Below are 14854 nucleotides of genomic sequence, written 5' to 3' on the forward strand. Positions count from 1 at the left end.
ACCTCCACTTATTATAATTAGACAAAAAAATGTGTATTCCTTTAATTTAGGATAGGAATTTTCAAAAGTTAGAGGCCTTATAACAGTCCTTTAGTATAGGGGGAATTTATATTTAGTTTCTTGTATGATAATAATTTAACTCAACTTTCGCAGACTGAAATAGGTAGGTATGCCTTGATATAGTTACCCTAAAAACAATACCCATATTACAACACCTTTTTTACATTAACTTACCATTTAGAACCAATAAGAAACTGCCCTTTGCATTAGCTTAGAGCAGTTTTTTTATTACGATGGATTATTCCCATCAAATCTATAATCAATTTCAAACATTTTATCTGTGTACCATTCACGGAATTCTTCATTCTCTGTAAACTTCTGATACATATCAAATTGATCAAACATATAATCTTGAAACACTTCCTGCATAATTCTCTTGAAAGAAATCTTGGCATTTTGCCGATCCGAGTGGTTCTTCGTGTTCTGGTACTCTTCTTTTTCGACTACTTTTTGGGGAAGCTCTTCCATCATAAATTTACGAATTGAATCATTTTCAGTCAGGTCTTTACCAAACTTTTCATTGAAGTCTCGCACAATTTCACTCAAATACTCTAATTGTGGGTCTTTTATGACATTTGATCCAACCGTCGAAGAGGGATCTAATTCAGTATTTCCTTCCAAAGTAATATTCTGCAACTCTTTTTGGTCTACACGATAACTATCTATATCTATAGCTTCCAGTATCCCTTCTGATAAATCATCCTCAGACAGTTTTGGTAGTTTAGGTAGCAAGTATTTTACAGTCGTTGCTAATGCAGTCCAGTCCTGTTGATTGTACGGAAGAATTTGCGATAAGAAAGAATAAGTACGGTGAAATGTTCTAGATTTGGACTTGAATTTCACTTGATCATCATAAGGTAGTTGTTTAAAACGTTCAACCATTGCTTCAAGTAACGGATCAATTACTACTCTGCTTGCTCCATTTAGATATTTATCTATTAATTGCATAATTTCCTCTTCAGAAAATACCTGTATTTCTAACAAATCATCATACAGATCATTTAATCTATTAGGATCCGTCCCTTCGCTCAATACAGTAGTTTTATAAAACGGATCAAAAGCGTCTTTTATCTCCCGAGCTGAGTTTGCAAAGTCTAGAACAAAAGTCTCGTTTTTATAAGGTTTATATGCCCTGTTTAATCTTGAAAGCGTCTGAACTGCTCTCACACTGTTTAGTGTTTTATCTACATACATTGTATGCAGAAGTGGCTGATCGAACCCTGTTTGGAACTTCTCTGCAACAATTAAAAAACGATACTTATCTTTTTTAAATTTTTTACGTATATTATCCCCCGGAAATCCATTCATTGAAGACTCATCATAAGATTTTCCATCAATGGTACGACTTCCTTCGAAGGCCACAAGTGCATCGATATCTAAGTTTCTCTCTTCTAGTATTCGTTTAAAGGCTTGTTTATACCGTATGGCACTAATTACTGAGCGTGTAACAATCATTGCTTTGGCTTTTCCATTTATCTTTCTCTTACGATACACCTTATCCAAGAAATGGTCTATCATGATTTCTGCCTTTTTGACAATTGTTAACTCATTTGTTTCTACAAAATTCCTCATTCTCCCTCTTGCACGACTGGTATCAAACTTTGGATCATTTTCTATTTTTTTGTACAATTTATAAAAACTTTCATAAGTCGTGTAGTTTTTAAGAACATCCAGAATGAATTCCTCTTCAATTGCCTGTTTCATACTGTAATTATGGAAAGCGGTATAAGTACCATCTGGTTGTTGGTCACCAAAAATTTCTAAAGTCTTATTTTTAGGCGTTGCTGTAAACGCAAAATAACTGACATTAAGAGGCATTCTCTGACTTTCTACAAATTCGTTGATTTTGTCTTCTAGAGTGATTTCCTCTTCAATTTCATTATCCACTTTTGAAAGAGCTGCATTCATTTTTCCCGAAGTATTTCCCCCTTGAGAAGAATGTGCTTCATCAATGATTATTGCAAAGTTATAATTCTTTAATTCTCCTATATCCCTAACAACATAAGGAAACTTTTGAATGGTTGTTACAATTATTTTTTTACCAGACTCGAGGAATGATTTTAATTCACTACTTTTTGTTGCTGCTGCTATTACACCATCAACATGTGAAAACTGCTTGATATTGTCACGAATCTGTTTATCAAGTATTTTTCGGTCCGTTACAACAATCACACTATCGAATATATTATTCTCTCCATTAGCGTTTTTAAATTCCGATAATTGGTGTGCTAGCCATGTTAATGAGTTACTCTTCCCAGAACCTGCACTGTGTTGTATTAAGTACCTTTGCCCCGGTCCATCAGCTCTCACTTTATCTAATAACTTACGGACCACTTCTAGTTGATGATAACGTGGGAAAATTTGCTTTCTAGTTATTTTTTTTGTATCCTCATCTTCTTCTTCTACTAATTGAGAGAACCATTCAATGATGTTTGCTAAACTTTTCTTTTCCAGCACTTCTTTCCAAAGGTAATCTGTCTTTAACCCATTGGGATTAGGGGGATTCCCTTTACCAAAATTATATCCTTTATTAAATGGTAAGAAGTTTGTGCTATTTCCCTTTAATTCAGTTGTCATATAAACTTCTTGGTCATCTAAAGCAAAGTGAACAAGGCATCGTCCTAATTTTAAAAGTTCTTCTTTGGGATCTCTATCCGTTCTATACTGTCTTATAGCATCCACAAAAGACTGTCGTGTTAACGTGTTTTTTAATTCCATGGTCACTATTGGTAAACCATTAATAAAGAGAACCATATCTAGCGATTTGTTAGGTGTTAATTCGGAATAATGAACCTGCCGCATTACTGAAAAAATATTGTGCTGAAAATTTTGAAATGATTGCACATTCAATACTTCTGAAGATGGTCTTTTATAATAGAGTTTAACTTTCACATCCCCATCTCGAAAACCATCACGTAGGATTCTTACAATTCCTTTTTTTCTTATTTGATCACTTATTCGTTTGAAAAATCGTTGTTCAAAATATGCTCCGTGCCGATTCTTAAGTACCTCAATAGCTTCACTTTGAGTTGTTTCCAGGAACTCCATAAGGAGTCCCTTATCAATACAGTAATGGGGGTCATAGTTAATATACGTACGAGTAACATATCCATTTTCATTAAGATGAAGCTCTATAATCTCTTCAATCCCTCGTTCCGACATATCTGTTACCATTTTGCCCATATCCTTTCTCTTCACTCACTTTATTTCTACCAGTTACGGTATTTAAAACTAAAGCATCAAAGTATTCTTTAACTTTTGCAATCTCTTTATTAACAGAATTTATTAATATATTAATATTCGATAACTTTTCGTTTATAAAATTCACAATCTCAACTTGTTCTTTATATGGAGGTCTTATAAATGGCATATCAAAAAACTCATTGGAGTATAGTCTCAGTCTTGATTTGTGAATCCCAGTTGATCTTACATTATATTCCGCTATATATGCTCTAGTCCTTAATAACATATCCAGGTACCCTCTATAAAATAAGTAATCTTCTTTCATTCTATATACAGCATAAGAAGGACTTACTATTCCACTATGATTTGATACACCAATCCCACCAGCCCATGCCCACATGATATTACTTACAATATCATTAGGAACACATAGTTTGGAGCCAACATATGATTCCGCCATAAACATATTTATTTTTTTTTCTGAACGTGGAACAACTCCATTAATATGTGATACAGAAAGTAATTCTTCTTTTCCTCTTTCAGACCTTTTATCTATTTCCTTAAAATAATATTTACCCCTTTTGACTTCCCAATGAGACGGTATTGACTTAATACCAGTTATTGGTCCAGACTGAGCATCCCCCTTATTCTCTAAACCAAAAATGTATTTTTCTATAATAGTTGCTTTTAATTCTATTAGTTTATCAACTTTCTCATTTTTTATTGTTATTAACTTTTCTACTTCACTTAGTTTTTCATCCAAATATCGAACAATTTTCTGTTGTTCCATTAATGGTGGCAATAATGACTTCATTCGTTTAAAATCCTCAAATCTAAGGTTCAATTGATCATCATGAATACCATAAGAGTTTTGATATGATACTTTTGAATAAACTGATGTTCTGAATAAATAATGATAGTATTTTGGGTGTATGTTTATTTTTGGTTTTAAAATGATATAAGCTGGACTTACAATTCCCTCATAGGAACTAACACCGACAGCTCCTTGCCACATACGCATCTTATTGTATGCCAAGTCATCTTTACAAACATGTTTGTAATTAGATTTATCCTCATTAGATGAATCCCTTTTAACACTATCTTCTAATAATTCTTTTTGAGTTATTACTCCCCGTTTAATAGTTACTGCAAGTAAAGGCAAATGTTCGAACCCTTTTTCACTTCTTTCTTCAAATAAGGCAACATTTGGTACCACATCCCAATGTTCTGGTATCCTATTTATCCAATTTAAGCCTGTTTCCTTGTATCTTCTATACTCTTCCACCTTACTTCACCTCTTCTAAAAATTGATGAAGCAATCCCTCTGACTGTTTTTCAAGTTCCATGAGTTCATATGATATATCCTTAGTTTCTCGTAATTCATCATACTTATAAAAATACTTTGTGAACAGGATATCGTAACCGATAATCGTTTTATCATAATCAATCCATGCATCATCTATATAAGGTAATACTTCTCTTTCAAAATACTCATCTATATCGTCATTAAGAGGGACTTTTTCAGTATCACGAAGATCTACATCTGGCTCATATTCCACATTAGATTTCGTTTTTTTCTTAACTACCTTTTCAGCGGAATCGTCCCTTTTTGTAAAGAAATCTAATAAAAGTTTTTTCTCCGTTTTATTAAGTTTTATATTGGCTTCTTTTAGTGCACTATCTAAATCCTTCATTACAGAGTTATAATTCATATGTTTTTCTAGACCAAAGGTTTCTTTTAACAATCTTTCAAGCTGAACTATGTGTGAAACAAATTTTTTGTACTTCTTCTGATTTTCCAAAAACGCCCTTCCCATATTTTTAATTTGTTCATCATGAATTTGCACTGATAACCGTAAAGGTCTTTCCACAGTAATTTTATAGTATCCAAATTCTTCTTTATCAAAAATTTTCGATTCCTCTGTTTCTTCAAATTTAACATACGAATCAAGGATTTTTTGAATATGCTCCTCTTTTAATTCATTACTCTTTTGTCCAAGGTTTTTTCTCATCTTTTCAAACCATTTTGATGCATCAATTAATTGAACTTTCCCTTGTCTTATTGGTGTCTTACGATTAGACAAAATCCAAATATACGTTACAATTCCTGTGTTATAAAACATATTTTCTGGCAATGCAATAATTGCTTCTAAATAGTCATTCTCGATAATCCATTTTCGGATATTACTTTCACCTGACCCTGCGCCCCCTGTAAATAGGGCTGAACCGTTATGAATAGTTGCAATTCTGCTTCCTAAAGTAGTACTTCCCTTCATTTTTGTAAGCATATTTACCATAAATAGTAATTGGCCATCTCTAGAACTAGGTGTACCCATTTGGAAACGATTATCTTCAATGTTTTTGGCTACCGGATCGGTTAGAGCATCTTTATCGACTTTCCAACTTTTCCCATAAGGGGGGTTCATTATCATAAAATCAAATTTCATATCTGCAAAATGGTCATTAGATAATGTTGACCCATATTTTATATTTTCTGGACTATTTCCTTTAATCATCATGTCAGACTTGCAAATTGCATATGTCTCTGGCTGGACTTCTTGACCATATAATCCAAGATTTATCTTTTTTTCCCGTTTTGCTGCCAATTCCTTTAAAAAGTTCTGAGACTCAGTAAGCATTCCACCTGTACCGCACGCTCCGTCATAAATAAGATAATCAGAACTTTCAATCTTATCAGCAATTGGTTCAAACATTAAATTTGTCATTAAAGCTACTACATCACGTGGGGTAAAGTGTTCTCCCGCTTCTTCATTGTTTTCTTCATTAAACTTTCTAATAAGTTCCTCAAAAACATATCCCATATCGAGATTTGTTAGATTTTCTAATTTCAGTTCTGGTTCAGTGTACCTTTCAACTAATTTAAATAATACATTTGCTTCTTCAAGCGTTTCTAGTTGGTTATGAAATTTAAACTTTTGTACAATTTCACGAACGTTAGGACTAAACCCTGCAATATATGTTTCAAAATTTTCACGAATTTGGCTAGGTTCATCTAGTAATCTACGTAATGTGAACTTGGAAGTGTTATAGAAAACATAACCCGATGCTTTCTGTAACGCTGCATCTTGATTAACCATGCCCTTTTCATTTAAGAATTGGTGTACCCTTTCAACTTCTGCTTTAGTTGGCTCAAGAAGGGCATCTATTCTTCGTATAACTGTCATTGGTAGAATTACATCTCTATATTTACCTCGAACTAAGACATCTCTTAAATAGTCGTCTGCAATGCCCCAGATATAACTAATGATTTGATTAATATTAATATTATTCATAGACTTCCTCCTAATTTAGTTCCAATTTAATTTTACTATAATACTAGCAATTTCTCTAAACAATTTGATAAGGAACATTCTTTTTCACCTTTATCATTGGATTTGTGAACGGGCTGGTTATTATTAAGCATTGCTTCAAACATAGGACCGAAGATATCTTTCAAAGCGTTTTGCATATCTCCTACAGACTTAGTTTGATACTGTTCAACAATAAGAACGGCCAGTACCACCGACTCCGGATCCAGTTTTGATTTAGGGTATTTACCCCCCCCATTTTCTTATTATGATTTTACCAAAATAAAAACTGTGCAAGTAGAATCCGTAAGCATTTCTATCTACACAGTTAATATTACATTTCCAAAAAAAGTTCGTCCAATATTAATTTGGTCCCTCACTCTACCTTATCATTACTAACTCCTTCTCTTTCCTAATTTCTTGATTCCAGTCTTTATATGAAGGTAAATCAATTTTAGATACTTCTTTACTCATTAACCGTCGATACTTATTTGCAAACTCCCTTCCAGCCCTATCATTATCCGTACAAAACGTTATTTGGTTCACCTTATGGCCCTCCTTCCCCATCCTTTTGATTTCATCAATCATTGTCTGTCGCTTAAGCCCAGACATGGAAACTAAGCGAGTATCTTGTAACTTCCCTTTCTTAATACTCCAGTAAGATAAAGCATCAATTGGGCTCTCAAAAAGATAAATAGAATTAGGCTTACCAATATCTACAGAAAAACCAGCTGATCTATGGCTGTTCCTATCAATGCCTTTAAACATTCGCCCGTCTTTCATTGTAGATGTTCCTTGTCGATCCGCACCAACTATCTCTCCCTGATGTTTCCACTTAAAAACCACATTACCGACCTTATCCTGCGCAATTAAATCCTTACTATCGAGCCAATTAACAATCTTAGGGTGAATCTTCCGCTCATTCGTAAGATAATCTTTAGCTTTTGTCCTATCGTTCACTTCATAATGAGAAGGATATTGATAAGGTTCCTTAGGCATTTGCTCTTGGTAATTGTCTTTTACTTTATAACCTTGCGCATTCAGATCGAGAACAGCTTCCGGAAAGCTCATTCCATAAAACATTTTCGCAAAGTTAATGACTCCAACCCCTTTTTCGTCTCTGGAGTTCCAGGCATACATTTGGTCTTTAATCACTAGGCTGTCATGTACTTGATGTCTGTAATATCTTCCCTCTTTCTTCAAAGGCTCCCCTTTACGCTCAAGATAATCTATGAGATCCACATTACGAGCAACCTCCACTTGGTCCGCGCTTACATGTTTAGCCATGCAGCACTTCCTCCTCTCTAAAATTAGATATAAAAAAAGACAGGGAGAAAACTCCCTGCCTATCGTTCAGCCTCTACTTTTTCTTTTGGCTTTTCCTTCTGCTGAGAAACCTCCTTATCCCCCTTTCCATGCTTCAATTCCGAAGGGGTGTTTTCTTTTTCATTCTCTTCATGGAACTCTCGGTCCAACTTACTTTCGATTTGAGATAGTCGCTTCTCTCCACGATCCGTTAAAGGTAGCTCTTCTAATTCTTGAAGAGATTCCTTTTTAATTTGGTACACCTCTTCCTTACTGTGAGTCTCCTGAAAAGCACGCATCTGATTCAAACGTTCTTGCCGGTCATTGTTTTCTTCTTTATCCAATTCTTTTCCGACTGTTGGTTCAATAAAGTTCATGAGCTCTTTTTTATAAGCATCTTTGAAGTCTTGATGGGAATATTCCTCTTCGGCCTTTTCTTCCTTACCAAAAGGCCCGCTATCCTTTTCAGCCTTGCTCACTTGGCTTCTGTACATTTCCCGAAGCTTTTTTGAAGGTAATATCTCTCTTTCTTGTTTCTCCTCTTCCATTTCATGTTTTGGTTCTTTAACACTCATATCTTTCTCCCCTTCCTTTTCATGCCTCATAGATTCTTCAATAGTTGTAATAAATTCTTTAGCTGATGACTGAACCTCTTGTAATAAGCTTTCATGGTCTTTAAATTCATGACCCTTGGTCCATTGATGCAGATAATCTAATGAGTAGTCACTGGTATCAATATTGAAATAAGAAACAACGGTATAAGCTGTCATTTCCGCCTGAAATTCTTTTTCTGGTTTGGTGTAGTCACTTAAGTTTTCCTTTGTATGAAGTTTGGCATGAGTCAGTTCATGCAACAGAGTCTTTGTATCTTGTCGCTCAGAATTACGTGGATTAAGAGCGACTTCATCTCGCCCGGTGTAACTTACGCCTTTAGCTGCTCCTAACTCTTCATAAGGCTCTACAATTTGAATGTTATTGTTATTTGCTATAGCCTCCATCCCTTGTCGAAGCTGACTGTAATTTTGAATCTCCCCATCGATCCATTTGTTAGGAAAGATTTGAGGCAGATCCTTTTGAGTGGCCGTTGTCTGGGAAACATCAAACACACTTCCGGTAGAATAAACAAGACGGCCATCTCGTTTATCGAGTTGACCGTCTTTGACTTGTTGCTTTTCTGTTTTCGTTGCATATTTCAAAGGTTTCCATTCGCCCTCTTCATCTTGAAACTGCTGGCCTAACCGATTAGGCACAAGAACCTTTAGACTTTTTTCTCCTTTATTTACAGGGAACCCTTTGTCTTTCCAAAAGGCATAAGATCCTACAGCTTCAGCACCTGGAAACTGTGAATCAATCAAGGCCGTATTACGCGGAGAATACCTGTGGAACTTCCCCATAAAGTCTAGATACTCTTTCATTTGTTCAGGAGAATGAAAGTGGTTAGAAATACTTTCTTCCATCCCCTCTGTGAGTCGATTAATTTCCTCTTTGACCTTTTCCGGTGATTTCTGTTTATAAAATCGTTTAGTCTTCACCAAGATCCCCAGCTCCCTCACTGATGTTCATGAGTTCTTCCATCTCTTCCTCATCGTAATTTGGTTCTGTATTTAATATCAGTTCCTTTGTTTCCTTATGAAATGGAATGAGTAGGTTCTCTTGATTCACTAAATGCTGCTCCAGATCCTCCATTTCCTCATCACTTAACGTTAAGGTATATTCCTCCTGTCCCACGTCCATCACGAGCTCATTATTATCACTTAAACACTTAAACACACCGACTTCATAATCGCTGTTAAGCAAAACCATTCCTTCAACTCCTTTGTTGGCTAATTTCTCATTAAGACCATTAGTTTGATACTGGTTAAGTCTCTCCGGCACTGATTCTCTTTTGGCGCTGATGACTGATTCTTTCTTCTACCGCTTGCCTCGCATCCTTCATCGCTTGGCTCTCAAAGATCGGTATGGTAACACAGCTTTCTAAGTTTTGGTCCATCGCAAAACCGTTCATTAACTCGAGAAGCACCTGAGTATTTTTATCGCTTCGATTGGCTGCTAACCGCAACCGTTTCATCTCTTCAGAAAACACTTCTTGGAAACGTTGCGCCATCAAACTCAGGAGATATTCTTGAGAGTGGTCGGTTGCTTTCTGTGCTTCCCATTCGTCAATCATACGGTCTAAAGCTTCACCAGGGTAACGAATATGATGCTGTTCCTGATACTCTTTGATTAACGCTATCGTATCTTCATGAAGCGTGACATTTTGACGCCTTCCCATTCATATTCCCCTACCTTTCTCTTTCGATTTCTCTTTCTAACTTCTGATGATCCAAATCATTGATAAACTGGTCATATGTTTGTCCCAATGATCGTTGAATGCTTCTCAAGGAACGTTGCAATTGAATACCTGAAGGCATGGACTTATAATTAGAAGTTTGTCTAGGAAACCGCTGGTGATCGTACTGTTTCATTTCTTGTAAAAACGCATTGCCCATTCGTTTATAGAGGTCATCCAGTTTGTTTTGTTTGTAATGTTGGTATCGCTTCTTATCCTTAGGTCCATCTCCATAGGTCTGTTTTAGTTCCTTCACTTCTTGATCCAATTTATCATTCAGCTGCTCCATTTCTTTGCCATGATACTTATCTAAATATCTTGTCGTTAGTTCATCAATCTTCGGTCGAATAGGATTCAGCGTTTGATAGCCATAGTGCCACTGCCGCTTATCCTCTGGCAAATGATTATACACGTCGAGGAACAAAGGTTTCATCTCCCTATTGCTCCATTTCAAACTGTTATTTTCTTTTTTTGAATTCACCATATGGTCACGAATCAACGAGTTAATTTGATTTCGTTCTCGTGTTCGATCTAACAATCCATTCACGACTTCACTTTTCATCGCGTCTAGAGTTTTCGGCTTTCGCTTCCCACGGTCACGAGTCGGGTTTGGTTCGACTGTGGCCACATGAATATGAATGTTATTAGTGTTATAGTGAATGGCTGCCGACCATACAGCACTCTCTTGTAATACCTCTTTTTTCATCATCGACTGCATGGATTTTCTTGTAACTTGCTTCAAAGCATCTTCATCTAAGGTGTGTGTCTTTGAATCATAAACACCACGGTTTTTAAGCCAATCATTATCGAAGGTAATAACGTCTTGCCACATGATACTGTTCTTCTTTTGAGCCTGTTCAAACAATGATTTAATACCCTGTTTTCCTTCCGCCGATAAACGATCCGATTGCTGAGTAAACAAGGCAGATGTTTTATCCGGATCGTCCATATAGTGATTATATAAACTAAACATGGACCGATGAGCTTTCCCTTTTCCTTTAGCTTCTTCACGGTCCACATATTGCACATAATCTTGAAACCCTTTCTTATTTGCTGTTACGAATTTTGTTTTTAAAACCACTCCGGGTGTTACGATTTCACTCATGCTTCTTCACCAGATTCTTCAATCTGTAAGAGGTCGTTCATTTCTCGAATGGCTGTATAACAATGAGCCATCGTTTGAATGTTTCGATCGACTAATTGCTGTAGTCTTTGTTCACGATGGTTCTCTTCATGAAAGACTGCTAACTGATGCAACTGTGCGTGTAAAAACTCTTGCCGACTTAACCTTTTTTCCTTCGCAAGTTCATCTATTCGTTGAACGGTTTTGGGATCCACATAACGGATTCTTATTTCCATGGAAGTTCCTCCTTTTGATTAAGGTCCTAAACTAGTGAATAAAGAGAAGAGCATAAGGGGTTTTTGTTCCCACTTAACGTGTGAATCCCGGCAGAGCCGGGCAAAACGAGGGCACAAGAAATTCGCCAGATGTGCGGTCGCTGTGAGGCTAAAACAGGAACATACTTTCGTATTCCCCGTGGTTGTGTGGTCACTACACAAGGGATGTGTGGTCCTTGTGTTGATGCTTCCTCTTATTTCTTATCGTTTTAGTTCGCAATCATTTCTCGTTTTTCTTCCAACATGGTGAGCTTCTCTTTTATCGTTTGAATCATCGTTTCGTTCTCTGTTGCTTCTCGATGAAGTCTATCTTTTTCGTTTTCAAGTTGTTCAATTCGAGCAGTGGTTCGCTCTTTTTCCTCGTCCGTTTCAAAGAGACGTTCCGATTCTAATTCAACAATCTTTTGATCCATTTCCTTTAATCTTTCATCGATCGTTAGAATCTGTTCTTTCTTATTTTTGATTGATTTTTTGGCTTCTTTGATCTCCTGTGATACAGCAGCTACTTCATATTCTTGTTCTGTTTGGAGGCTCAATGTTTGATCGGTTTTGACTTTTCGTTGGTCGGTATAAACGCGTGCTAACTCTTCCCTTTCATCACCTCCTTTAAATGTTGATTGTTCATCTTGAACATATGAATGTTCCCTTCGTTTGCCCTTAGTGATGTCTAAAGCGATCACATCAAAAGAAGAGCTAATCTCTTGAATACTGATCACATATCGTTTCTCATCGTGATACTCTATCCTGGTAGGAAGCTCGTGTTGCGGGTTTTCTTTTTCTTGCGCAGTAAAGATCAATTGATCATTTAACAAGGTCGTTGATTGATCCAAATTCAAGGTGACAACCATAAGGTTTTCATCTGAATTATAGGTCCATTCTTCAATAATTAAATCTCCTGCGCCTCTTACATGTAACGGTTCATGCAACGGAGTTTGTTGAACTTCTGTACGATCCTGATTTCCAAATACAAAACCGGAAAACAAGAAAAAAAGGAGCGCCGCAGCCATGGTGCTTAATCCAATTACATACTTTTTTGATGTGCTTTCTGTAATAATGTTTGTTGGTCGTTTCATGGATCCCTCTCCTTCATGACTTCCGTAAATTCCGTCATCATCCAATGATCTTCCTGACGTTGAGCTTTGACTTCTATAAATACCGGGGAGACTTGCTTTTGATTATTCTGTGAAGAATGAAGGGTGTGATCCAGCCTTACTAATACCGTTGCACGGTTGCTGCTGAGATGGCCTGTTTTGATAAATACTTCGATGTTACCCACGCTCGCTTTTGTTTCTCCTTTATAGGTATCTGTAGGGAAAAATATGTCCAACAAATCTTCGCTCATGATCTTTTTCGCCTTCTCTTTTCGTTCCTGGTACGTCCCTTTGTTTTGCACAAAAGCCGTTTCTACAAATTCAGAAACTTGTTTGATGAGGGCGTTGTGATACGCTTGGATCTCAGCAGGATCTTGTTGGTTGAGGGTCTGTTTTAATTCATTTTTCTCTTCAGCTACTTGCTGATTTTCTTCTTGCAGTTGTTGAATGTCAGCTTGCAGATCATCATTTGATGCTGTGCGTTGCGCATATATATTAAATGCTGTGATAGCTATTAAGAGCGTCAGAAACAAGATAAAAAGTACTCTCTTATTCATTGCTTTCTCCTTTCTTATAGGTCAAGGTAAGGGGCTGGGTCTACATCCGAACGGTATTGATTTTCGGTCATGACTTCAAAATGTAAATGAGGTCCTGTCGAGTTCCCCGTTGACCCACACTTTCCGATTTCTTCATTTTTTTGAATACTATCTCCCTTCTGTACACGAAATGTAAACAGATGCGCATAATGACTATATAATCCATCCTCATGTTTAATAATGACGCTATTTCCATAGCCGGAACTTCCCCTTTGAACACTCACCACTTGACCGTTATCTACACTTCGAATTGGAGTCACCGCATTCGTACAAGCGAAGTCAATTCCACGGTGCATGGTTTGCGTCCCGTCAAACGGATCCGATCGCATTCCATAATCAGATGTTTGAGTTAATGCCCCTGAGATAGGCATCATCCACTCTCCCGTCGGTTGAACATCTCCTTCCACGATGCCTCCTTTGAGATAACGTAAGACAGCATCTACATAACCGATATCACCGTAGCAAGCACCCGTAGAAGCAGACTCGGGACGGATGCAGGAATACATGCCAGTATGCTTCAATTCTTGGTATTTCATTTGAGAGAATTCAATGGATAACTCCTTGCTGTATTCGCCATTGTTATGGTCATTAGCATAGTCAATAAAGCCTCCTCCAAAGTTAAAGGCTTGAAGGGCAAGCTTTACATCACCGCCAGCCTTTTCTAACATGTCCGCAAAGTATTCGATCCCTACATCGATGCTTCGTTCAGGATCTTCAATCGTATTCGGAGGCAACCCTAATGACTCACTAGCTTGCATGACATCATCGAGTTTACCTCCAGACTCTTGCATGGTCTTGGCCATTAAGAGTTCCACATAGTCTGACACTCCATATTGGGCAGCGTACTCTTCAAATAAAGGCCGGTATTGCTCCACCGCAGCTGATACTTGAGCCGTTCCATCCACCACATCCACTGACTGAACATCATCGCTAGAATGGCTCTTTTGAAAGCCAATTAATGTGGTGATAGCTGACGCAAATAAGATGATTTGAAGAAGAAATAGAGCCATGGTCAAACCGATCAACCATAGCCATACTTTTCGAGGGACAAGCCCTAGCAATAATGACCAAGGCATGGTTAAGCACCTCCCCCAAACAAAGCTAACTCTTCATCGGATACCTCCACCTTAAAGCGAATATTTTCAACCGCCCGTATGCTTAACATCGTCTCCCCTGTTTGAAGGTAGGGAATAGCTTGCAATTCACTTTGACTTAATTGCCCGGTGAAGATCTGCTGCATCATTTCTAAATTGTTGCTATCCTGCTGCATGATGATTTTATATTGGGTGAGCTCAAAAAGCTTCTTGATTTCTTCCACCATACTTTGATCCGACCCCTCTGGCACAAAGTCCCGAATCGTATGACTCGCGTAGAGTAAGCCGCCAAAATATTTCCGAGCTTCTCGACTAAACTTCGTCAGGAAATCAAGCGCACTTTCACTTTTCTTCTTTGTATTAATAATGTGATGAGCTTCATCCATTAGGATCAAATATCGAACGGCATCTTCAAACGCCAATTCCCCTCGATCGTAAGCTTCAAATTGAGGAGCGCCATTCGTTAACATCGAATCCCAAAGTAGATTCA

13 protein-coding genes and 1 pseudogene are annotated in these 14854 nt (G+C 37.2%); all 14 read right to left on the reverse strand.

The annotated features are described in order from the left end of the window. Window positions 1–288: 288 nt before the first annotated feature. Window positions 289–3243, reverse strand: coding sequence for a type I restriction endonuclease subunit R (locus ACFQIC_RS02880; RefSeq protein WP_204707678.1), 2955 nt, complete (start codon window positions 3241–3243; stop codon window positions 289–291). Beyond that, entirely contained in the window at window positions 3203–4528 is a 1326-nt protein-coding gene (locus ACFQIC_RS02885) for a restriction endonuclease subunit S (protein ID WP_204707680.1), read from the reverse strand. Before ACFQIC_RS02885 ends, ACFQIC_RS02880 begins: the two co-directional genes overlap by 41 nt. Before the next feature lies 1 nt (window position 4529). After that, window positions 4530–6536, reverse strand: a complete 2007-nt coding sequence (locus ACFQIC_RS02890; protein WP_204707682.1) for a type I restriction-modification system subunit M — start codon at window positions 6534–6536, stop codon at window positions 4530–4532. 35 nt (window positions 6537–6571) lie between these two features. Beyond that, window positions 6572–6766: a hypothetical protein gene (locus ACFQIC_RS02895; RefSeq protein ID WP_465260866.1), complete on the reverse strand. Its 195-nt coding sequence runs from the start codon at window positions 6764–6766 to the stop codon at window positions 6572–6574. Between the two features lie 166 nt (window positions 6767–6932). Continuing rightward, window positions 6933–7838 (reverse strand): toprim domain-containing protein, encoded by a 906-nt coding sequence (locus ACFQIC_RS02900; RefSeq protein WP_204707684.1) that lies wholly within the window; start codon window positions 7836–7838, stop codon window positions 6933–6935. Between the two features lie 59 nt (window positions 7839–7897). Beyond that, a complete protein-coding gene (locus ACFQIC_RS02905) occupies window positions 7898–9388 on the reverse strand; it encodes an ArdC-like ssDNA-binding domain-containing protein (RefSeq protein WP_390216936.1) in 1491 nt (496 codons plus the stop codon). Beyond that, complete coding sequence (locus ACFQIC_RS02910) at window positions 9378–9731, reverse strand: hypothetical protein (RefSeq protein ID WP_390216935.1); 354 nt, start codon at window positions 9729–9731, stop codon at window positions 9378–9380. Before ACFQIC_RS02910 ends, ACFQIC_RS02905 begins: the two co-directional genes overlap by 11 nt. Next, window positions 9715–10128: a hypothetical protein gene (locus tag ACFQIC_RS02915; protein WP_204707690.1), complete on the reverse strand. Its 414-nt coding sequence runs from the start codon at window positions 10126–10128 to the stop codon at window positions 9715–9717. The genes ACFQIC_RS02910 and ACFQIC_RS02915 overlap by 17 nt, the downstream gene beginning before the upstream one ends. Window positions 10129–10138: 10 nt before the next feature. Continuing rightward, entirely contained in the window at window positions 10139–11290 is a 1152-nt protein-coding gene (gene mobP2 / locus ACFQIC_RS02920; RefSeq protein WP_204707692.1) for a MobP2 family relaxase, read from the reverse strand. Next, complete coding sequence (locus ACFQIC_RS02925; RefSeq protein ID WP_204707694.1) at window positions 11287–11544, reverse strand: hypothetical protein; 258 nt, start codon at window positions 11542–11544, stop codon at window positions 11287–11289. Before ACFQIC_RS02925 ends, mobP2 begins: the two co-directional genes overlap by 4 nt. Before the next feature lie 248 nt (window positions 11545–11792). Then, window positions 11793–12656, reverse strand: a complete 864-nt coding sequence (locus ACFQIC_RS02930; protein ID WP_204707696.1) for a hypothetical protein — start codon at window positions 12654–12656, stop codon at window positions 11793–11795. Next, window positions 12653–13231: a hypothetical protein gene (locus ACFQIC_RS02935; RefSeq protein WP_204707698.1), complete on the reverse strand. Its 579-nt coding sequence runs from the start codon at window positions 13229–13231 to the stop codon at window positions 12653–12655. Before ACFQIC_RS02935 ends, ACFQIC_RS02930 begins: the two co-directional genes overlap by 4 nt. Window positions 13232–13245: 14 nt before the next feature. Beyond that, on the reverse strand, window positions 13246–14346 hold the full coding sequence (locus ACFQIC_RS02940; protein ID WP_204707700.1) for a lysozyme family protein: 1101 nt from the start codon (window positions 14344–14346) through the stop codon (window positions 13246–13248). Window positions 14347–14348: 2 nt separating this feature from the next. Beyond that, window positions 14349–14854: pseudogene (locus ACFQIC_RS02945) on the reverse strand (VirB4 family type IV secretion system protein); the annotation flags it as partial.

This window comes from Halobacillus seohaensis (genome assembly GCF_042663045.1).
Lineage (GTDB): Bacteria > Bacillota > Bacilli > Bacillales > Halobacillaceae > Halobacillus_A > Halobacillus_A seohaensis.

What these genes read in the sequence shown, in the direction of transcription:
- ACFQIC_RS02890 (WP_204707682.1), bottom strand. Translation starts at nt 6,536, where the DNA reads ATGAATAATATTAATATTAATCAAATCATTAGTTATATCTGGGGCATT.
- ACFQIC_RS02880 (WP_204707678.1), bottom strand. Translation starts at nt 3,243, where the DNA reads ATGGGCAAAATGGTAACAGATATGTCGGAACGAGGGATTGAAGAGATT.
- ACFQIC_RS02915 (WP_204707690.1), bottom strand. Translation starts at nt 10,128, where the DNA reads ATGGGAAGGCGTCAAAATGTCACGCTTCATGAAGATACGATAGCGTTA.
- ACFQIC_RS02900 (WP_204707684.1), bottom strand. Translation starts at nt 7,838, where the DNA reads ATGGCTAAACATGTAAGCGCGGACCAAGTGGAGGTTGCTCGTAATGTG.
- ACFQIC_RS02935 (WP_204707698.1), bottom strand. Translation starts at nt 13,231, where the DNA reads ATGAATAAGAGAGTACTTTTTATCTTGTTTCTGACGCTCTTAATAGCT.
- ACFQIC_RS02940 (WP_204707700.1), bottom strand. Translation starts at nt 14,346, where the DNA reads ATGCCTTGGTCATTATTGCTAGGGCTTGTCCCTCGAAAAGTATGGCTA.
- mobP2 (WP_204707692.1), bottom strand. Translation starts at nt 11,290, where the DNA reads ATGAGTGAAATCGTAACACCCGGAGTGGTTTTAAAAACAAAATTCGTA.
- ACFQIC_RS02930 (WP_204707696.1), bottom strand. Translation starts at nt 12,656, where the DNA reads ATGAAACGACCAACAAACATTATTACAGAAAGCACATCAAAAAAGTAT.
- ACFQIC_RS02925 (WP_204707694.1), bottom strand. Translation starts at nt 11,544, where the DNA reads ATGGAAATAAGAATCCGTTATGTGGATCCCAAAACCGTTCAACGAATA.